Below are 18,752 nucleotides of genomic sequence, written 5' to 3'. Positions count from 1 at the left end.
AATGCACGCTTACGTGCACATAGTCGACGACGATGCCTCATTTCGCACGGCGCTCGAGCGCCGGCTCAAGCTCGCAGGCTATCGTGTTGCCACGTACGGATCGGCGCGAGAATTGCTCGATCAATTGCCGGACGACGAGGAGACTGGCTGTATCCTGCTGGATGTACGCATTCCCGGAATGAGCGGTCCCGAGCTGCAGAGCCGTCTAAACGAACTGGAATCGACGCTTCCGATCGTATTCCTGACAGGATACGCAGATACGGCGACGACCGTTCAGGCGATCAAGGCGGGAGCAGAGGATTTCCTGACCAAGCCGATCGAGTCTGAACAGCTGATTGAGGCCATAAATCGCGCCGTTGCGCGGCATGAACTGGTCCGTGGTCGGCGAACCAGGCTCGATTCTCTCCGCGCCCTGCTGGCGAGATTGACCCCGCGCGAGCGGCAGGTGTTCGATCTGATTGTGTGCGGTCGGATCAACAAGCAGATTGCTCACGAGCTCGGCACGACCGAACGCACGATCAAGGCGCATCGTCATCAGGTCATGGAGAAGATGCAGGTGCAGTCACTTGCCGAACTGGTCTCGATCGCTGAGCGGCTCGGCACGCGCGAGTCCGGTGGCGAAGCCAAGGCTTGATCCACCTGCAGCTGCCTTCCTCCTGTCCCATGGTACAATATGAAAGCAATGTGACGGGGCGTATCTCCAATGTTGGCGGCGACAATGTTGCGCGCCGATAAGGCTTGACGTGTCTCTCGTTCAGGCGGAGGCGCAGCAAGCCGAGATCTCTGGTTCAGGGACAAGAGGCTCAGGATTTGCCGAACGCGAAACTCGTCTTCGTCGTGGATGATAATCCTTCCATGCTCCGCGGAATCGGACGGCTCCTGCGGGAGTATGGATTTGCATCCAGGCTATTCGAGACCGGAAGCGCGTTACTGCGGCATGGCGGCCTTGATAGCGCGGTTTGTCTGGTCCTGGACGTCAATCTCAGCGATGGTTCCGGGATCGAACTGCGGCACCGGCTGGCGGATCAGGGCATCGAGGTCCCGGTCATCTACATCACCGGAAACGACAACCCGGCGACACGCATGGCGGCGATGGCATCGGGTTGCGTGGCCTATCTGACCAAGCCATTCACCGCCAATTCGCTGATCCAGCCGATCGAACGGCTCCTGGCTGGCGTGGTCTAGGGTGGCTCGTCTCGTTCATTCATCAATGGCTTGATCGAGTGTCAGCGCGGGGGCTCCCTTGCGCACGGCCGCAAAGTGGTCGAGTGGCACCGATGTGGTCACCGTCAGAATGCTGGTGTCGACGACGTCGATCGAGAGCGCCTTCCCGCCATCCATTTCGTTCAGAAGCTTGGGATCGGCAACATCGGCCGCGATGCACATGTTGGTCACGCACCAGGTATAGGGCAGGCGATAGGCCTGCTTCTGGTCGACCGACAGCTTGACGCCGGCCTGCAGATACATCCCGACCGGCAGGAATAGCTGGACGCGGCCGCTGCCGTCCTCACGCTCGATCAGGTCGAGGCGAACGGCCGTCTGCCCGGTCGCGAAGGTGCCGGTGATCGTCGTGCGGCACAATGTCTTGGCGCCGGCGGCGTTGAAGCAGAGCTTTTGCCACTCGCCATATTTGATGTCCCGTGCCGTGCGCGCTCCCCGCGGGGCCACTTCGCCACCATCCTTGGCCGCGGCGGCCGGCGAGGGCGTCTGTTGACTATGGGCAGCACCGATGCTCGCCGTGAACAGCATCAACATAGCCAAACGACCATATCGGACCATGGATGCTCCTCCTGCGGGGGCCAGACGGCCTAGCGAACCTTGCCTAGAAATCGTTCGACCAGCGGCGACCAGATGGGAATGGAATCCGGAGAGCCGATCAGGAAATGCCCTTCGTCGCCGAATGGCGGCAACAGATGGTATTCGGCTCGCCCGCCGGCGCGCGAGAATGCCTCGTACATCCGCTTTGACAGGGCCGGACCGAAGAACGTGTCGTTCTCGATGTAAAGCCACAGCATCGGCACCCGCGATGTATGGCCGAACGCGCCCGTCGCTTCGACCAGCCTGTCGGGATTGCAATTGTTGTTGGGCTTGCCGTCGACACGGCCGCCGCGGCCTGCTGCGAAGGTGATGATGGCCTTGACTTGTGGCGGGTTGAGGCTCGACAGCGCGATCGCCGCCCAGCCGCCGGCCGACTGCCCGACGACGATGACGTCTTTCGGCACGATCCGCTTCTCGGTTGCCATGTAGTCGATGATCCAGAGATCGACCTGCGCGACGGCAAGGCCCGGATCGAGGAAGTTCGGATTGCTGCATTTTCCAATCTTGGAGAAGAACGGGCCATAAAGTCCGCGTTCGGGAATATCGATGGCTGCCGCGCCGTAGCCGGTGCCGACCGGCGCCACCACGAGATAGCCACGGCGCGCAAACCACATTGCAGCGTCGCGAAACTCGACCAGCGGGAAGAAGCTGCGGTCCCTGGCGTTCAGCGACACGCCATGGTTCATGATGACCAGCGGGAAAGGTCCGTCGCCGAGCGGGCGGACCAGATAGGCGAACATCGGTAGCGGTGTCGGCAACACCCATATCTCTTCCTGGATGCGCTGCGATGGACCTTGGTCATCGGCGCGTGCCGGGGCGGTCAGGCCAAGCAACAGAAGCGCCGTGGCTACGAGGGTCCGTAAGCGGTGCTGACGCATGCCATGCGCTCCAGCGATCATCGGCAAAGGTGCAGGTCACGACAATCGAGCCGAGCGAGATGAGAGGCACATGGCCGAGCGCGTGGCCTTGATCTGAATCAACGAGCATCGGCTCCGCTGGCGCAACCACAGGCAACCATTGCGGCTTGATGCGGCGGGCTTGATGTCAATCCAGGGCGAAACGAGTTGGATGCGCCGGTTTCCGCCGGCGAGCTGGCTTACCGGGTATCGTGCATCCTGGCTCGGGCCGGACGCTGTCGCCGGGGTCACGCTGGCGGCCTACGCGATCCCGGTGTCGCTGGCTTACGCGGGACTCGCCGGCCTGCCGCCGCAGATCGGCGTCTACGGCTATCTGCTCGGGGGCCTGGGTTACGCCTTGCTGGGCTCGTCCCGTCAACTCGCGGTCGGGCCGACCTCGGCGATCTCGCTGATGATCGCCGGCGCCGTCGGCATATTGGCCGGCGGCGACGCCACGCGTTACGCGCAGATCGCGAGCCTCGTTGCCTTCAGCGTCGCAGTGCTCTGCCTGATTGCCTGGCTGTTCAGGCTCAGCCTGCTGGTGCGGCTCATCAGCGACAGCATTCTGGTGGGCTTCAAGGCCGGGGCGGGGCTCACCATCATCATGAGCCAGCTGCCGAGCCTGTTCGGCGTGGCAGGCGGCGGCCACAACTTCTTCGATCGCGCGATCAAGCTTGTCGGCCAGCTCGGCGGCACCAGGCCGCTGGTGCTCGGTATCGGCGCGGCTGCGACCGCGCTGCTCTTGCTCGGCGAGCGCAGGCTGCCTGGAAAGCCCGTGGGGCTGGCGGTGGTCGCGCTATCGATCGTGACTGCCGGCGCATTCGGGCTTGCAGACCTGGGATTGCCGGTGACCGGAGCGATCCCGACCGGATTGCCGACCATTTCGGTGCCGACTTTTGGCCTGCTCGAATTTGACGATCTGTTCCCCATCGCCGCGGGATGTCTCGTGCTGGCCTATGTGGAAGGCGTGTCGGCCGCGCGGAGCTTCGCCGCAAAGCACGGCTACGCGCTGGATGTGCGGCAAGAGTTCCTGGGGCTCGGCGCTGCCAATCTCGCTGCAGCCTTTGGACATGGCTATCCCGTCGCCGGTGGCCTGTCGCAATCGGCCGTCAATGACGCCGCCGGCGCGCGGACGCCGCTGGCGCTGGTGTTCTGTTCAGTAACCCTCGCACTCTGCCTGCTGTTTTTCACGGGCCTCCTGACCAACCTGCCGAAGACTGTGCTTGCCGCGATCGTTTTTTCGGCCGTTTACAAGCTGGTCGATATCCCGGCGCTCGCCAGAATGTGGCGGATCAGCCGGATCGACTTCTACGCTGCGGTCATCGCACTGGTGTCCGTACTATTCCTCGGGATATTGCAGGGCGTGCTGCTGGCGGCCATCGCGACGATCTTCCTGCTGCTGCTGCGCGCGTCGCAGCCCAACATCGCATTTCTTGGCCGCCAACCCGGCAGCGGCCGCTATTCCGACCGGGCGCGGCACGACGACGTCGAGCCTTTAACCGGGATCATCGCGTTCCGCCCGGAAACCTCGCTACTTTATATCAATGCCGAGACAATCTTCGAGACGGTGATGGCGGCATTGCAGGCGTCCCCCGACGTCAAGCTGGTGGCTTGCGACCTGTCGGCCTCGCCGTTCATCGACCTCGCGGGGTCGCGCATGCTGCATGACCTTCACCAGCAACTCGCATCGCGCCAAATCACATTCTGCATCGTTGGCGCGCACGCGCAGTTGCGGGATCTGCTTCAGGCGGATGGTCTTGCCGACAAGACTGACAGCAGTGACTGGATGCGCACGCTCGACAGCGTATTGAGCAACAGAAAGCCGCAGACAAACAGCTAGCATGCCGGCAGCGGGGACGGCTCTGAGCATTCCAGCTTTGTGCGGCGCAAGACGTTGCGATCACCCGGCGGCTACGAGGCCAGTCGCAATCCGGCTGCGGCTTGACCTGGATCAAAGGGCGCGATGGGCGCGGTACGTACGATCGGACAGGACCAGCGCCAAGATTGGGCAAGATTGGGAGAGATTGATGGCCCACGACGCGAAGCCGGCACAGCAGCGCATCGACCAGTTCTTCTCCGGACCCGGCGGACGAGCCGACAATTGGCGCGATCTGGTCGCCGCGGCAAAGGCGTGGAGCAACGGCGGCGACCGTGCGACGTATGACGCGGCGCTGTCGGCGCTCGCGGTCACGGAGGAGTTTCACGGCTACCCCGGGCTTCATTTGATCACGGCATTGAAGGAAGCCGCCTCGTCCGGCGACGCGGCCACGTCGCTGGCGCTGTCGACCAGGATTACGCAAGCTTTGCAGACCCGCTCGTTCCGCCACCACGCCGGCGATTGGAGTGCCGAAGGCGAAGGCGAGAACGGCGTTCCCGATCTGCTGCCGCCGACATTCGGCAATGCAGCGGCGCGCCGGCCATATTTCGAGACCCTGATCGTCACAGGCGTTGCGGCCCAGAGCTGGCCGGGCCTGTGCGCGGAATGGCGGAAGCTGCGGCGTCCGGTCGACGCCTTCATCTACGAGCCCGTGGTCGTCGGCAGCCTCGAGGACGCCTTCTGCGCCGCTATCCTGAACCCGAATATCGCAGCGGTCGTCATCAATGAGGGCTTCGCGCTGCGCTCGCGTCACGATGCGCCGGTGCTGCGATCCATGATGGCCGCAATGGGGCTCAACAATGAGGCGGACGCCTCTGCGCTGGAGCTGGCGCACGTCCTCAAGCGGGTACGTCCGGAGCTCGACATCTACCTGATGTCGAACCGCGATGTGGAAGCCATCGCCGGCAACCCCGAGGCCGATGTGGTGCGCCGGGTATTCTACTCAGTCGAGGATATCCTCGAATTGCATCTCTCGATTCTGGAAGGCGTGCAGGATCGTTTCGACACGCCGTTCTTCGACAATCTGAAGAAATATGCGCAGCGGCCAATCGGGACCTTCCACGCGCTGCCGATCGCGCGCGGCAAGTCCGTGTTCAAGTCGGACTGGATCCGCGACATGGGCGAATTCTACGGGCTCAACCTGTTCCTCGCCGAGAGCAGCGCGACCACCGGCGGCCTCGACAGCATGCTGGAGCCGACCGGCAACATCAAGAAGGCGCAGGAGAAGGCCGCGCGCGCACTCGGCGCCGACCGCGTCTATTTCGTGACCAACGGCACCTCGACATCCAACAAGATGGCGGTGCAGGCGTTGCTGGGTCCAGGCGACATCGCGATCGTCGATCGCAACTGCCACAAGTCGCACCACTACGGGATGGTGCTTGCCGGCGCGCAGCCGCTCTACGTCGAGGCCTTCCCGATGACCGAGTATTCGATGTATGGCGCGGTGCCGCTGAAGACGATCAAGCAGGCGCTGCTGAACGCGAAGGCCGATGGCCGGCTCGACCGGGTCAAGATGATCGACCTGACCAACTGCACCTTCGATGGTCACATCTACAACACGCGGCGGGTGATGGAGGAGTGCCTCGCGATCAAGCCGGATCTCATCTTCCTCTGGGACGAAGCCTGGTTCGGCTTCGCGCGGTTCTCGCCCTTCCTGAGGCGGCGAACCGCGATGGGCGCGGCCAACGAGATCGACGCATGGATGCGCGATCCGAAATCGGTTGCCGCCTACGAGAAACAGCAGGCCGAGCTCGGCAAGAACCCTCCGGACGAGGTGCTGCTCAAGACCAGGCTGATCCCCGATCCGCGCCAGATCCGGTTGCGCGTCTACCAGACCAATTCGACGCACAAATCGATGTCGGCGATCCGGCAGGGCTCGATGCTGGCGGTCAAGGACATCGAATTCCACACCGTCGAGGCGCAGTTCAAGGAGGCCGTCTTCACGCACGCCTCGACCAGCCCGAACCAGCAACTGATCGCAAGCCTCGACGTCTCGCGCCGGCAGATGGAGCTCGAGGGCTATGGACTGGTGGCCAATGCCATGGAGATCGCTTTCGCCATCCGCAATGCGGTCAACACCAATCCGCTGATATCGAGGTATTTCCGCGTGCTCGGCGCGGATGCCATGGTGCCCAAGGACTATCGCCAGAGCGGCTTCACCGACTATCTGGCGGCCGGCACCAACTGGGCGAGCGCCTTGAAGAGCCTGAACGACGACGAGTTCTGCCTCGATCCGACCCGCATGACATTGGTCTGCGGCACGGCCGGGTACGACGGCACGCAGTTCAAGGGGTTGCTCGCCGGCCGCTACAACATCCAGGTCAACAAGACCTCGCGCAACTCGGTGCTGATCCAGTCCAACATCAACAATACAAGGAGCGACGTCGCGCATCTTGTCCGGGTACTGGCCGAGATCTCCGGTGAGATCGACCGCAGCCTGGCCAAGGGCGGGGCGAACGCCAGGGTCGATTTCGACGCGCGGGTCAACAGCCTGATGAAGGACGTGCCCGACCTGCCGAACTTCTCGCATTTCCACGACGCCTATCGCGGCGATGCGGGCACGAAGACCAACGAGGGCGACATCCGCGGCGGCTTTTATTCAGCCTATGATGTCGCGGGATGTGAATATATTCGCCTGAACGATCCGGAAATCGACCGGCGTCTGAAGAACGGGCCCGATCTCGTCTCCGCGAATTTCGTGATTCCGTACCCGCCGGGCTTCCCGATCATGGTTCCCGGCCAGGTCATCACGCAGGAGACGATCGATTTCATGCGCAAGCTGGATGTGAAGGAGATCCATGGCTACGACGCGGCCGAGGGTTTGAAACTCGTGACGACAGAGGCGCTGGCCAGGATGGGCAAGCCGCGGGCGGCCGCGCCGAAGTTCAAGGCCGCATCATAAGGGGAAGAGATCACGCAAGGCTGCTTCGCATTCTTGCAGCGATGCTGCTTTGCGCGACAGGTCGTAACGCAACCGGTTTCTGGAGGGAAGTCATGAAGAAAGTGGAGTTGATCGGAGCTCTTGCTGCGCTGGTGTTGGGATCGGCCGGCTTGAGTACGCCGTCGCTGGCCGAAACCGGCTCGGTCGCCGTCATCTTCACCAAGGGCGGTTTCATCGTCGGTGTCGGAGGCGGCGAGGGCGTGTTGACCCTGCGGGGCAAGCACTATCCGTTCACGGTGTCGGGCATGAGCGTCGGCTTCACGATCGGCGCCTCGACCACCAAGTTTGTCGGGCGCGCTCTCAACCTCAGGGGCCCCGCCTCAATCGAAGGCTCTTACAGCGCTGCCGGTGCCGGTGGGGCGATCGCCGCCGGCGCCGGTGGCGTGCAGCTGCAAAACGCCAATGGCGTGATCCTGCAGCTCAGCGGCCCGAAGGTCGGCGCCGAAGTATCGGCCGCCGTGGGTGGCGTTTCGATCCGCTTGAAATAGGTCTGAAGGGCCAGGCCGCGCGCCGAGCGCGGCCTGTTCTTTCAATAACGTTCCTCGACGAAATTCATCCCGCGCAGACCGGCCTGATCGTTGTAGCGCCCCTTGTTGGAGCGCTTCGGCAGTTCGACCTTGTCGCGCTTGACCCGTCCGTGGGGAATGGTCTTCAGCAGGAACGAGATGCAGTTTAGTCGCGCCCGGCGCTTGTCGTCGGAACGGATGACGTTCCAGGGCGCGTGCTTCGAACTCGTCGCCTTGAACATCAGGTCGCGGGCGCGGGAATAGTCGTACCAGCGGCGGTAGGATTCCGTGTCCATCGGGCTCAGCTTCCACTGCCGCAGCGGATCGTCGATCCGCGCCCTGAAACGGCGCTCCTGCTCGTCCATCCCGACCTCGAGCCACAGCTTGATCAGGATGATGCCGCCCTCGATGATGTATTGCTCCATCTGCGGGCAAAGCGAGAGAAACCGCTTGTGCTCAGCCGCCGTGCAGAATCCCATCACATATTCGACGCCGGCGCGGTTGTACCAGCTGCGATCGAAGATGACGATTTCCCCGGCCGCCGGAAACTGCTGCATGTAGCGCTGGATGAACAGCTGGGACTTCTCACGGTCGGACGGCGCGGGCAGGGCGACCACACGAAACACGCGCGGGCTGACCTTCTCGGTGAGGGCCTTGATCGTTCCGCCCTTGCCGGCCGCGTCGCGCCCCTCGAACAGGATGATGACCCTGAGATTGTTCGCCTTCACCCATTCCTGAAGATGGCAGAGCTGGATCTGCAGCTTGTGCAGCTCTTCCTCGTAGTCCTTGCGCTTCATCTTCCCGGCAGGTTTGTCTTTCGCCATTGATGGCCATCCATCGTTTGAGCTAGTCGCCCCAGGCAATGACGATGCCGATGTCGCCGGGCGTGCCGCCGGGGTAATCGACGACCTGATAGCGGATGCGGTATCCGCGCGGCTGCAGATAGTCCGCCCAGAGCTGGTATATTTCCTTTGGAATACCAGTCAGCGTCTTCTCCCAGCCGGTTTCCATCTGATTGATGGCCCGCCCCTTGTCGGTGCACAGCGTGTTGGGAAATCGATAGACCTGCACTTCGGTCAAGCCGTTACGGACTGCGCGCTGAATCACCGTCGATGCCAGCTTGATCTTCTCGTCTTCGCTGAGCCCGGACGGCTTGCTCAGCCGTTCGATCAACGCGAGCTTCTCGGCTTCGACGGCGGCCGCGCGCTTGGCATGCTCCTCGGCCTTCTGCGCTTCCTGGAGCGCGGCCTGCTTCTGGATCTCGTGTGCATTCGGGATCAGGTCATCGATTTTGTCTCGCATGGCTGGGGACTCCTAGCCCGGTCTTCCACCTTGCCCCCGAAACGGTAGGCACCGGCCATCCGGCTTCCTTGATCCAAATCAAGCCGGCGCGATGAGATCCTCGGCACGGTCGATCAAGATTCGCTTGCGGTTCGAACGCAACTGGGAGACTTCGCTTGAGCGAACAGATTCATCCGCTGGCTCCGCATCATTTGCCCTTCTACCTGGCGCCAGCCAGCGGGACCGACGTGTGGATGGTGGCGATGGGAATTTTCCTGGTCGTCACCGTGCTGTATGTCGGCAATCTCTATTGGAAATTGCACAGCCTTCCCGAGCGGATGGCGCACAAATCGGAGAAGCTGCAGTTCGAGATCGTGGCGATCCTTGGCCTGATCGCGCTGTTCACGCACATCCACGCCTTCTGGGTCGCGGGTCTCCTGCTCGCGCTGATCGACATCCCCGACTTCGGCACGCCCTTGCGCAGCATCGCGGGGTCGGTGGAGAAGATCGCCGACGCGTCGGATGCAGGCACGAGCCCTGCGGGGAACAGCGGTGAGGCGCCGCATCAGTCGACCACGGGCGAACCAGGTCTGAGTGTATCTGACGCCGCCAAGCAGGAGGTGCAGGGCCATGCTTGAGCTCATCCTGTGCTCGCTGTTCACCCTCGTGCCCGACTACCTCTATCGTCGCTATGTTCAGGGCAAGCGATTCGGTAAGGAGATTACGTTCTATTCGGTCTGGTACGAGCTGCGCTGGGGCATCACCGGCTGCCTCATGCTGACGGTCGCGTTGATCACCACGATCTTCTATTTCCATCCGTCGACCACCAGCGCCGCACTGTTCTACCGGACAATTCCTATCCTTCCCGAAGGCTCGGGACGGGTTGCGGAGGTCAACATCGGCTTCAGTGCGCCGGTCAAGAAGGGCGAGGTCCTGTTCCGGCTCGACAGCTCGAAGCAGACTGCGGCGCTCGACACCGCAAAGCGCAAGGTGGCCGAAGTTGATGCTGCGCTGGTGTCGGCCGAAGCCGACGTCGCAAAGTCGGAGGCGCAGATCCAGGAAGCCAAAGCCGCCCATCAGCAGGCCAAGGACGAGCTCGACGTCAAGACCGAGCTGCAGCGTCGCAATCCCGGCATCGTTCCGCAACGCGACATCGAGAAGCTGCAAGTGCTGGTCGATCAGCGCCAGGCCGGCATCGATGCCGCCACAGCCATCAAGCAATCGGCAACGCTCCGCGTCTCGACGCTGCTGCCCGCGGAGAAGGCGAGCGCCGAGGCCGCGTTGGCGCAGGCGCAGGTTGATCTCGACAAGACGGTGATCCGGGCCGGCGTCGATGGACGCGTCGAGCAGTTCTTCCTTCGCACCGGTGACGTCGTCAACCCGCTGATGCGCCCGGCGGGCATCCTGATCCCGGCGGAAGCCGGGCGGACGTCGCTCCAGGCTGGTTTCGGCCAGATCGAGGCGCAAGTATTGAAGGAGGGCATGGTTGCCGAGGCGACGTGTGCGTCCAAGCCGTGGGTGATCATCCCGATGGTGATCACGTCCGTGCAGGACTACATCGCGTCCGGCCAGTTCCGTGGCGGCGAACAGTTGATCGAAGCCCAGAACATCGTCAGGCCCGGCACCATCCTGGTGTTCCTCGAGCCCTTGTACAAGGGTGGCCTCGAGGGCGTTACGGCGGGCAGCAGCTGCATCGTCAACGCCTATACGAGCAATCACGAAGTCATCTCGGCGAAGGAGACCGGCGCCGGGCAGGCGTTCGTTCTGCATGCGATCGACGCCGTGGGACTTGTGCACGCACTGTTGCTTCGCATCCAGGCCCTGTTGCTGCCGATCAAGACATTGGTCCTGAGCGGGCACTGACGGGCGGGCTTGTCGGCAGGGAGATATCGAATGATGAGCAGGAGAGTTTGGGCGGTGCTGTTCGCTGCCCTGATCGCCACGACGGATTCCGCCGGCGCCTTCGACCTGACCGGCGCGTGGGCGACGAGCGCCGATCAATGCCGGAAGGTGTTTGCGCACAAGGGCAGGGCGAACCAGCTGACCTTCACGAACTTCTCGGGCGTCTATGGCGGCGGGTTCATTGCCGAGCCCGACCGCCTCAGGGGCAAGTTCGAGAGCTGCAAGATCAAATCGCGCAAGGATGAAGGCCAGAATGTCAATATCATCGTCAGCTGCGCGTCGGGAATCATGGTATCGAACGTGCAGTTCTTCCTTAAGGCCGTCAACGACGATACCATCACGCGCCAATTCCCGGGCATCGAGGGGATGGAGGTGAACTATTATCGTTGCAAGATCTAGAGACGCCCGATCCCCGTGCCGGCCGAGCACGGCCGGACCCTTGTTGGCCGACGCCGAACCGATTGAGTAACGCGCCGTGGATCCGAGCCGGTTGCCGAGGTCATTGCGCATCGCCCTGGTTGCAGGACTTGTCCTGTTGGCGGGGGGCGCCGGCTTGCTGGCCTATCGCTGGTACGAGCGGCCGACCACCTTGACGATCGCGGTTGGCTCGCTGGATGGCGAGGCGGACAAGCTCGTCGCAGCGCTCGCCGGGAAGCTCGCCCAGTCGAAAGCGCCGGTCCGGCTCAGCCTGGTCCAGACGACCGGACCGCTTGAGTCCGCCAAGGCGTTCGCCTCCGGAAAAGTCGATCTCGCCGTCGTACGCGGCGATGTCGGCGATCTCTCGCAGGCCCAGGCCGTCATTGTCCTGACCCACGCAACCGTGCTGATGATCGCGCCGCCTGGCGCAACGATATCCGATGTGGCCGAGTTGAAACGGGCCACGATCGGGGTGATCGGCGCCGACGCCAATCAGAAGCTGATCAAGGTGCTGACCGACGAATACGACCTGACGCGGGCGGGCGTGACGTTCAAGCCGCTTGCCCCCGCGGACGCGCGCCGGGCTCTCGACACCAAGGAAGTCCGGGCGATCCTGCTTGTGGTCCCCTTGGCCGAAAAGTATCTGGGGTTGCTGCGCAGCGTCTTCGCGCACGCCGGGCGAACCGGCCCGGTGATGATCGCCATCGAGTCGGCCGGTGCGATCGCCGAGAAGGAGCGCGTTTATGAGAGCTTCGACGTACCGAAGGGAACGTTGCGTGGATCGCCGCCAATTCCCGCTGACGATCTGACGACGCTGCGGACCTCATTCTATCTGGTGGCGCAGAAGAAGCTTGGCAACGACGTGATCGGCGACCTGACGCAGTCGATCATGAACGCGCGACGAGACCTGCTTGCCGAACTGCCGGTGCTCTCCCAGATCGCTACGCCTGATACCGATGCCGGTGCCTACATCCCCGTGCATCCCGGGGCGGCGGCGGTCTATGAGGGGACCCGGGAGAGTTTTCTGGATCAGTGGGGCAATGCGATCTTCCTGGCGCCGATGATCGCGGGCGGGCTTGCGTCTGTGCTTGCGGCGGCGTGGAAATTCCTCCGGTCCGTCGAGGTACCGAGCCGCAAGGAGGCGCTCGACACACTGTATGCGCTGGGGCCCAGGGTCCGGGCGGCCGGGGATGAATCGGAGCTCGTGGTGATCGAGCGCGAAATCGATCAGGTGCTGCGTTCACAGCGCGAGCAGCCGGTTGCGGACGAGAAGGCCGAGCGTGCCGTCACTGCAGTCAACGTTGCCGCCCATCGGCTCGAGAACCTGATTCATGACCGCCGCATCCATCTTGCGTCGCGACAGCCGGGCCAGGCCGCAAGCTGATCGGAGCGAGATTTTCCTTGATCTTGATCAAGGAGGGGATGTGGCCCTGACCGATGCTGTCGACCGTCGGTGTCGATGGAGGTCGCGATGTTCCGTTGGGGCAAGACTCTGCTCGCGGTTTTGCTGGTGTCGGCAGTGCCGGCCGCCGCGGTCGCGCAGACCGCAGCCTCTCCGCCGGCCCAGACGGGCCAGCCGCAAGCCGCCGCTCCAGCGCAGCCAGCCGATCAAATGCTGAAACCCGAACAACTGGAAGCGCTGGTGGCGCCGATCGCGCTTTATCCGGACTCGCTGCTGGCAAACGTGCTGGCGGCGTCGACCTATCCGCTCGAAATCGTGCAGGCCGATCGCTGGCTGAAGGAGCGCAAGAGTCTGAAAGGCGATGCGCTGAAGGCAGAGGTCGACAAGCAGGCCTGGGACGACAGCGTCAAGGCGCTCGCCGGCACCGCCGACGTGCTCGCGATGATGAGCGATAAGATCGACTGGACCAAGAATCTGGGCGATGCCGTGCTGGCCCAGCAGGCCGACGTCATGGATGCGATCCAGCGACTGCGCAGCAAGGCGCAGGCCAACAACAAGCTGGTGACGACGAAGCAGCAGAAGGTCAGCGTCCAGACCCAGGAGAACAAGCAGGTCATCGTCATCGAGCAGACCGATCCGAACACGGTCTACGTACCCTATTACGATCCCGCGACGGTCTACGGCGCGTGGCCCTATACGGCCTATCCGCCGTATTACTTCGGCTACCCGTCCTATATCGGCGCCGGTGTGATCGCGGCAGGGCTAGCGTTCGGCGCCGGCTGGGCGATCGGACGCTGGGGAAACTATTGGGGCGGCGGCTGCAACTGGGGCAACCGCAACGTCTATGTGAACAATTTCAACAGGGTCAACAATATCGGCAATAGCTGGCAGCACAATCCGGCGCATCGCCAGGGCGTTCGCTACAACAACAGCAACGTTCAGCAGCGCTTCGGCGGCAACGCCAATCGGGCGGGCGCCGGCGATCGGATGAATTATCGCGGCCGCGACGGCCAGCAGGTTCTCAAGCCCGGCGGCGATCGTCCGGGCGGGGATCGCGCAGGCGATCGGGCCGGCGACCGCGGAGGCGATCGCGCCGGAGACCGTGCGGGTGATCGCGCCGGAGATCGCGCGAAAGGTGGCGACCGTGCTGGTGCGGGCGATCGCGCCAAAGGTGGCGACCGCGCGGGCGCCGGCAACAAGGCCAAGGGCGGTGGCGATCGCGCAAAGGCCGCCAACCGAAGCAGTGCAGGTAACCGCGCAGCTGCGGCGAATCGTGGCGGCGGTAGTCGCGGCGGCGCCATGAACGTGTCGTCCGGACGGGCGGCTGCGGCGGCATCGGCGCGCGGGCGATCGAGTATGGCCAGCATGCCGCGCGGTGGCGGCGCAAGTTTCGCCGGCCGTGGTGGCGGTGGCTTCGGCAGCGGCGGAGGCGGCTTCCGCGGTGGTGGTGGTGGTGGCGGCTTCCGGGGCGGCGGCGGACGGCGCTCGGACATCGCGCTCAAGCACGATATCGAGTTGCTCGGATATCTCGCCAATGGCCTCGGCTATTACCGCTTCAGCTATCTCGGTAGCAGCAGGGCCTATGTCGGCGTGATGGCGCAGGAGGTCGAGCGCATCATGCCGAAGGCGGTGATGCGTGGCGCCGACGGCTATCTCAGGGTCTATTACGACAAGCTCGGGCTCAAATTCCGCAGCTACACCGACTGGCTTGCCGCCGGCGCAAAGATCCCGTCCCCGTCGGAGGCATCACGATGACAGGCTCCTCGCACTCGCGACTGGATCGCTTTGTCTCCATCAGCGTTGCGGCGGCAGCAGCACTCGCCCTGCTGCTGTCCCCCGCTCGCGCCCAGCAAGGCTTCCCCAACCCCGAAGACGCGGCGTCTGCCCTGGCAACGGCGGTCAAGGCCGGCACCAGCAGGGCCATGCTGAAGGTGCTGGGCCGCGATGCTGCCGATATCATCGAGTCGGGCGACGATGTCGCCGACGCCAATGCGCGGCAACGCTTCCTTTCGGCCTACGACGACAAGCACGCGATCAAGGCCGACGGCAACAAGAAAGCCATTCTGATTCTGGGGAAAGACGACTTCCCATTCCCGATTCCACTCGTCAACAACAACGACGGCTGGAGTTTTGACGCCGCCGCGGGGCGTCGCGAAATTCTCTACCGCAGGATCGGCCGCAACGAGCTTGCTGCAATCCAGACCTGTCTTGCCTATGTCGACGCGCAGAACGAATACGCCGAGAAGGATCGCGGCGAGGGCGTGGGCGCCTATGCCCAGCGCATCGTCAGCAGACCGGGCAAGACGGACGGACTATTTTGGCGCGACGACAAGGATCCGAGCCCGCTCGGTGAACTGGCGGCGCAAGCTGCCGCGGAAGGCTACAAGGTAGGCGAGCAGAGCGTGCCGTATCACGGATACTACTATCGGATCCTGAAGGCTCAGGGCTCCGACGCCCCGGGCGGCGCGCTGAACTATGTGGTGAAGGGCAAGATGATCGGTGGATTTGCGCTGGTCGCCTATCCCGCCGAGTACGCCAATTCCGGCGTCATGACCTTCCTCGTCAGTCATGCAGGCACGGTCTATCAAAAGGATCTCGGCTCACGCACCGATTTCCTCGTCAAGCGCATGATCGTTTTCGATCCGGATCACACCTGGAAGAAAGTGGACCCTACCAATCCCTGAACGAAGAGGGGCTGCAGTGATACGAGTCATGATCCGTCCCGTCATACTGGCGGTTGTCGCGCTGGTGCTGCTGGTCGCGCCGTGCTTCGCGCAGGCGACAGGGCACGTCCAGGTCAAGTTCGTGAAGGCGGCGCTCATCGTGGGTGGGGGCGGCGGCACGGGCACGCTCATCTATCGCGGGCGGCACTATAAGTTCGTCGCGTCAGGCGTCAGTCTCGGCGTAGCCGCGGGCACGTCCGTGAGCTGGCTGGAAGGGACCGCCTCGGGCATCAGGGAGGTCAACGACTTCGCCGGCAGCTATGCGCTGGTCGGGGCAGGTGGCGCATGGGCTGCGGGCGTAGGCGGCGTAAGCCTGCGAAATGAGCACGGCGTGGTGCTCATGCTCAAAGGCCCGAAAGCGGGACTGGAGTTCGCCGCCAATCTGGGCGGCCTCACGATCTCGCTAAGGTGAACGCATGTACCATTTGCCCGATCCCGGTTGGGCGATAGGCTGCAGGTACGAGGTGTGTTGAAAGCGCCGCGCGACGAGATATCCGGGCCGCGGCGCGCTGAGCGATAGATTGATCTATCCCAAGACCGGATCCGGCTGGGAAGCTCAGCCTGCACTCGGGAGGCAGCGATACGTCATCCAGATCATCAGGAGGTGGAGGCATGTACCGGCACATTCTCATTCCGACAGATGGGTCGGAGCTAGCGGAGCACGGCGTGACGCATGGGTTGGCGCTGGCGAAATCGCTCGGAGCCAAGGTGTCGGTCATCTTCGTCGTGGAACCGTTCTCGGAAATTGGAGGGCGGTATCGTGAATTGCTCGCGAGATTCGTCGAGATCCGCAAGGAGGAGGCCACCCGCGCGCTCGATCACGCGGCACAGGCGGCCAAGTCGGCCGGCGTGCCTTGCGAAACAAGCCAGGTGGAGAGCGGACAGCCTCATCAAGCCATCATCGCAGCTGCCGAGGACAAAGACTGCGATCTCATTGTCATGTCATCGCACGGACGCAGCGGGCTATCCATGCTTCTCATCGGAAGCGTGACCAACAAGGTGCTGACGCAGGCGAAGACCCCAGTGCTGGTTTGTCAATGAGCGAGCCGATCGTCCGATAAAGATACGCCACCGCTCAGCCGACGCGATGTTCATCCATCGCGAACGCGCGTATCGACGGTGCGCTGGATCGAACCGGGGCGGCCCTAACCGCCGCCCCGGCCCGGCCCGATCTGCGCCGTCAGCGCTTTGCGGCTCCGCCTTTTGCCGCCTCGTAGGCATCGCGATAGCCTCTCGCGATCGCCCGAACGCCCCGTCCGATATCGTCATAGACATCATCGGACAGGTTCGCGAGCGACACGCGAAGCGACCATTCGGGCGCATCGAAGCCGCCGCCGTTCAACAGCACGATCCCGTGGGCTTCGGCCAGCCTGAACGCGAGATCCAGCGGGTGGACATTCTTCTTCAGGTATTCAACGGCATCGTCGCCGATGTTCTTTCGCGCCCAGAACTCGAAATCGATCAGGGCGTAATAGGCATCGTAGTGTGGATTCGGGGTCAGCTTGTCGGCAAGCCCGAGCCCGTCGAGCATCGACCAGAGGCGCTTGTTGACGATTTCCATGCAGGCCGCCTGATAGGCCTTTTTCACGTCCATCATCTCCGCGAGCGAGAACAGGCTCATCATCACCTGCTGCGGCAACGACAAGCCTGCGGTGTGATTGAGCGCGACGTCGCGGCTGTCGGCGACAATGCGGTCGATGAGCTTGAGTTTGCGCGGTTCCAGCGTGAGCGGCCCGTAGCGCTTGTCGAGCGCCTTCACGGCGTCGTCCGGAAGCTTGGCGATCATCTTGTCGAAGATGTTGTCTTCGTTGATGGCGATGGCGCCGAGCCGCCATCCGGTGCAGCCGAAATACTTCGAATAGGAGTAGACGCCGATGGTGTTGTGCGGCAGCTCGCCGAGCAGCGAGCGGAAATTGTGCACGAAGGTTCCGTAGACGTCGTCGGTGAGGATCATCAGGTCGGGGCGCTTGGTCTTGACCAGATTGGCCAACTTGGCGACCGTCTCCTTGCTCAACGCCATCCCCGGAGGGTTGGATGGATTGACGACGAAGAAGGCCTTGACCTTCGGATCCTCGAGCTTCTTGATTTCCTCGTCGGTGAACTGGAACTTGTTCTCCTGCGGAGCCCTGATCTGAACGACCTTCAGGTCGTAGTCTTCAAGATGCGTCATCTCGATGTAGGGCGTGAAAATCGGCGTCGCCAGCGCAATCGTATCGCCGGGCATCAGCAATCGATTGGCCTTCAGCGACTTGAACAGGTAGCACATCGCCGCCGTGCCGCCCTCGACCGCATAGATGTCGAACTTCCCGGCCGGCCGGGGCTCGCCGCAAACTGCCCACATCAGGTATTCGTGCACGATCTTTTCATTGTGCACCAGCATGCGATCCGGCACCGGGTAGTTGTCGCCGATGATCGAATCGACGAGCTCGTGGACGAAGGCGTCGGGATCGAAGCCGAACTTATCGACAGCAAAGGGCAGCATCTCCGTCAGGAAGCTCGCGCCCGGCATGTCCTTGTGCTGCTTGAGCCAGGCCTCGAACCGTCCGGCGATGCCCTTTGCCTGGGGCATGCCGCCGATGCCCGCGGGGTGCTCCATCACCCGCTTGCTCTCGGTGATGGCGAACTGTCCCAGCAGGAAGAAGCCTTCGCGTGGCGTCGTAGCGACCCAGTTGGGGTTGCCCCGCCCGGCGTTCAGGAAGGGCATCTGGCTCCGCTTCGAATTGCTCTTCGCGAGATTGATCAGCTCGTCCTTGATCTCGAAGGGGCTCAATGCCTCGAATTTCTTTAAGGTCAGAAGATCGGCCATTTTGATGCTCCTGAGGCGATGCAAGCTGCTGGAATGGAGGCGGACAGGCTCTTTGCCTGCGCAATCGCGCTCAACATGACCTGCCGCTGGTGACGCGCCTTGATCTATATCAAGGGTTGTCGCGCGGTCGACGCGACCGCACCGGTGAATGGCCGCGTCGCGACGCAATGGAGCGCGCGGGCCT

At 63.1% G+C, this 18,752-nt stretch carries 18 protein-coding genes; 13 read left to right on the top strand and 5 right to left on the bottom strand.

Annotation, left to right across the window (positions count from 1 at the left end):
* The first annotated feature begins 1 nt into the window (after window position 1).
* Together ACVILL_RS07485 and ACVILL_RS07480 are read left to right on the top strand one after the other, a co-directional pair.
* Complete coding sequence (locus tag ACVILL_RS07485; protein WP_456728486.1) at window positions 2-634, top strand: response regulator transcription factor; 633 nt, start codon at window positions 2-4, stop codon at window positions 632-634.
* A gap of 176 nt (window positions 635-810) precedes the next feature.
* A complete protein-coding gene (locus tag ACVILL_RS07480; protein ID WP_456728485.1) occupies window positions 811-1,185 on the top strand; it encodes a response regulator transcription factor in 375 nt (124 codons plus the stop codon).
* A gap of 15 nt (window positions 1,186-1,200) precedes the next feature.
* On the opposite strand, the gene ACVILL_RS07475 is transcribed toward ACVILL_RS07480, so the two are convergent.
* On the bottom strand, window positions 1,201-1,749 hold the full coding sequence (locus tag ACVILL_RS07475; RefSeq protein WP_456728484.1) for an invasion associated locus B family protein: 549 nt from the start codon (window positions 1,747-1,749) through the stop codon (window positions 1,201-1,203).
* Between the two features lie 59 nt (window positions 1,750-1,808).
* Window positions 1,809-2,717 carry an alpha/beta hydrolase family protein gene (locus ACVILL_RS07470; RefSeq protein ID WP_456728483.1) on the bottom strand — a complete coding sequence of 303 codons (909 nt, stop codon included), beginning with the start codon at window positions 2,715-2,717 and terminating at the stop codon, window positions 1,809-1,811.
* Between the two features lie 142 nt (window positions 2,718-2,859).
* Here ACVILL_RS07470 and ACVILL_RS07465 point away from each other — a divergent pair, with 142 nt between their 5' ends.
* The 3 genes from ACVILL_RS07465 (at window position 2,860) to ACVILL_RS07455 (ending at window position 8,019) form a co-directional block, all read left to right on the top strand.
* On the top strand, window positions 2,860-4,554 hold the full coding sequence (locus ACVILL_RS07465) for a SulP family inorganic anion transporter (RefSeq protein WP_456728482.1): 1,695 nt from the start codon (window positions 2,860-2,862) through the stop codon (window positions 4,552-4,554).
* A 187-nt stretch (window positions 4,555-4,741) separates the two neighbouring features.
* Window positions 4,742-7,492, top strand: a complete 2,751-nt coding sequence (locus ACVILL_RS07460) for a decarboxylase (RefSeq protein ID WP_456728481.1) — start codon at window positions 4,742-4,744, stop codon at window positions 7,490-7,492.
* Between the two features lie 92 nt (window positions 7,493-7,584).
* Window positions 7,585-8,019: a hypothetical protein gene (locus tag ACVILL_RS07455; protein WP_456728480.1), complete on the top strand. Its 435-nt coding sequence runs from the start codon at window positions 7,585-7,587 to the stop codon at window positions 8,017-8,019.
* Window positions 8,020-8,060: 41 nt separating this feature from the next.
* Here ACVILL_RS07455 and ppk2 read toward each other — a convergent pair whose 3' ends face one another.
* Together ppk2 and ACVILL_RS07445 are read right to left on the bottom strand one after the other, a co-directional pair.
* Complete coding sequence (ppk2, locus tag ACVILL_RS07450) at window positions 8,061-8,861, bottom strand: polyphosphate kinase 2 (RefSeq protein WP_456728479.1); 801 nt, start codon at window positions 8,859-8,861, stop codon at window positions 8,061-8,063.
* A gap of 22 nt (window positions 8,862-8,883) precedes the next feature.
* Window positions 8,884-9,339, bottom strand: a complete 456-nt coding sequence (locus ACVILL_RS07445) for a hypothetical protein (RefSeq protein ID WP_456728478.1) — start codon at window positions 9,337-9,339, stop codon at window positions 8,884-8,886.
* Between the two features lie 155 nt (window positions 9,340-9,494).
* On the opposite strand from ACVILL_RS07445, the gene ACVILL_RS07440 reads away from it, so the two are divergent.
* The 8 genes from ACVILL_RS07440 to ACVILL_RS07405 all read left to right on the top strand — a co-directional run bounded on the left by ACVILL_RS07440 (window position 9,495) and on the right by ACVILL_RS07405 (window position 16,803).
* The gene (locus ACVILL_RS07440) at window positions 9,495-9,956 is read left to right on the top strand and encodes a hypothetical protein (protein WP_456728477.1); all 462 of its coding nucleotides are present in this window, start codon (window positions 9,495-9,497) and stop codon (window positions 9,954-9,956) included.
* Window positions 9,949-11,181, top strand: a complete 1,233-nt coding sequence (locus ACVILL_RS07435) for an HlyD family secretion protein (RefSeq protein WP_456728476.1) — start codon at window positions 9,949-9,951, stop codon at window positions 11,179-11,181. The genes ACVILL_RS07440 and ACVILL_RS07435 overlap by 8 nt, the downstream gene beginning before the upstream one ends.
* 33 nt (window positions 11,182-11,214) lie before the next feature.
* A complete protein-coding gene (locus ACVILL_RS07430; RefSeq protein WP_456728475.1) occupies window positions 11,215-11,619 on the top strand; it encodes a hypothetical protein in 405 nt (134 codons plus the stop codon).
* A gap of 91 nt (window positions 11,620-11,710) precedes the next feature.
* Window positions 11,711-13,021 carry a TAXI family TRAP transporter solute-binding subunit gene (locus ACVILL_RS07425; RefSeq protein WP_456728474.1) on the top strand — a complete coding sequence of 437 codons (1,311 nt, stop codon included), beginning with the start codon at window positions 11,711-11,713 and terminating at the stop codon, window positions 13,019-13,021.
* Between the two features lie 87 nt (window positions 13,022-13,108).
* The gene (locus ACVILL_RS07420) at window positions 13,109-14,794 is read left to right on the top strand and encodes a DUF3300 domain-containing protein (RefSeq protein WP_456728473.1); all 1,686 of its coding nucleotides are present in this window, start codon (window positions 13,109-13,111) and stop codon (window positions 14,792-14,794) included.
* Complete coding sequence (locus tag ACVILL_RS07415) at window positions 14,791-15,723, top strand: DUF2950 domain-containing protein (RefSeq protein WP_456728472.1); 933 nt, start codon at window positions 14,791-14,793, stop codon at window positions 15,721-15,723. The genes ACVILL_RS07420 and ACVILL_RS07415 overlap by 4 nt, the downstream gene beginning before the upstream one ends.
* Before the next feature lie 28 nt (window positions 15,724-15,751).
* Window positions 15,752-16,174: a hypothetical protein gene (locus tag ACVILL_RS07410; protein ID WP_456728471.1), complete on the top strand. Its 423-nt coding sequence runs from the start codon at window positions 15,752-15,754 to the stop codon at window positions 16,172-16,174.
* Between the two features lie 200 nt (window positions 16,175-16,374).
* Window positions 16,375-16,803 (top strand): universal stress protein, encoded by a 429-nt coding sequence (locus ACVILL_RS07405; protein ID WP_456728470.1) that lies wholly within the window; start codon window positions 16,375-16,377, stop codon window positions 16,801-16,803.
* A 139-nt stretch (window positions 16,804-16,942) separates the two neighbouring features.
* Here ACVILL_RS07405 and aspD read toward each other — a convergent pair whose 3' ends face one another.
* Window positions 16,943-18,568 (bottom strand): aspartate 4-decarboxylase, encoded by a 1,626-nt coding sequence (gene aspD, locus ACVILL_RS07400; protein WP_456728469.1) that lies wholly within the window; start codon window positions 18,566-18,568, stop codon window positions 16,943-16,945.
* Between the last annotated feature and the right edge of the window lie 184 nt (window positions 18,569-18,752).

The sequence above is a fragment of the Bradyrhizobium sp. USDA 3364 genome (assembly GCF_054056355.1).
Note: the sequence above shows the minus strand (reverse complement) of the source record. Positions and strands in the feature narration are given on the sequence as shown.

Excerpts from the sequence above, each read along its gene's own strand:
- ACVILL_RS07485 (WP_456728486.1), top strand. The coding sequence starts at position 2 with ATGCACGCTTACGTGCACATAGTCGACGACGATGCCTCATTTCGCACG.
- ACVILL_RS07475 (WP_456728484.1), bottom strand. The coding sequence starts at position 1,749 with ATGCTGTTCACGGCGAGCATCGGTGCTGCCCATAGTCAACAGACGCCC.
- ACVILL_RS07470 (WP_456728483.1), bottom strand. The coding sequence starts at position 2,717 with ATGATCGCTGGAGCGCATGGCATGCGTCAGCACCGCTTACGGACCCTC.
- ACVILL_RS07465 (WP_456728482.1), top strand. The coding sequence starts at position 2,860 with ATGTCAATCCAGGGCGAAACGAGTTGGATGCGCCGGTTTCCGCCGGCG.
- ACVILL_RS07460 (WP_456728481.1), top strand. The coding sequence starts at position 4,742 with ATGGCCCACGACGCGAAGCCGGCACAGCAGCGCATCGACCAGTTCTTC.
- ACVILL_RS07455 (WP_456728480.1), top strand. The coding sequence starts at position 7,585 with ATGAAGAAAGTGGAGTTGATCGGAGCTCTTGCTGCGCTGGTGTTGGGA.
- ppk2 (WP_456728479.1), bottom strand. The coding sequence starts at position 8,861 with ATGGCGAAAGACAAACCTGCCGGGAAGATGAAGCGCAAGGACTACGAG.
- ACVILL_RS07445 (WP_456728478.1), bottom strand. The coding sequence starts at position 9,339 with ATGCGAGACAAAATCGATGACCTGATCCCGAATGCACACGAGATCCAG.
- ACVILL_RS07435 (WP_456728476.1), top strand. The coding sequence starts at position 9,949 with ATGCTTGAGCTCATCCTGTGCTCGCTGTTCACCCTCGTGCCCGACTAC.
- ACVILL_RS07430 (WP_456728475.1), top strand. The coding sequence starts at position 11,215 with ATGAGCAGGAGAGTTTGGGCGGTGCTGTTCGCTGCCCTGATCGCCACG.
- ACVILL_RS07420 (WP_456728473.1), top strand. The coding sequence starts at position 13,109 with ATGTTCCGTTGGGGCAAGACTCTGCTCGCGGTTTTGCTGGTGTCGGCA.
- ACVILL_RS07415 (WP_456728472.1), top strand. The coding sequence starts at position 14,791 with ATGACAGGCTCCTCGCACTCGCGACTGGATCGCTTTGTCTCCATCAGC.
- ACVILL_RS07410 (WP_456728471.1), top strand. The coding sequence starts at position 15,752 with ATGATCCGTCCCGTCATACTGGCGGTTGTCGCGCTGGTGCTGCTGGTC.
- ACVILL_RS07405 (WP_456728470.1), top strand. The coding sequence starts at position 16,375 with ATGTACCGGCACATTCTCATTCCGACAGATGGGTCGGAGCTAGCGGAG.
- aspD (WP_456728469.1), bottom strand. The coding sequence starts at position 18,568 with ATGGCCGATCTTCTGACCTTAAAGAAATTCGAGGCATTGAGCCCCTTC.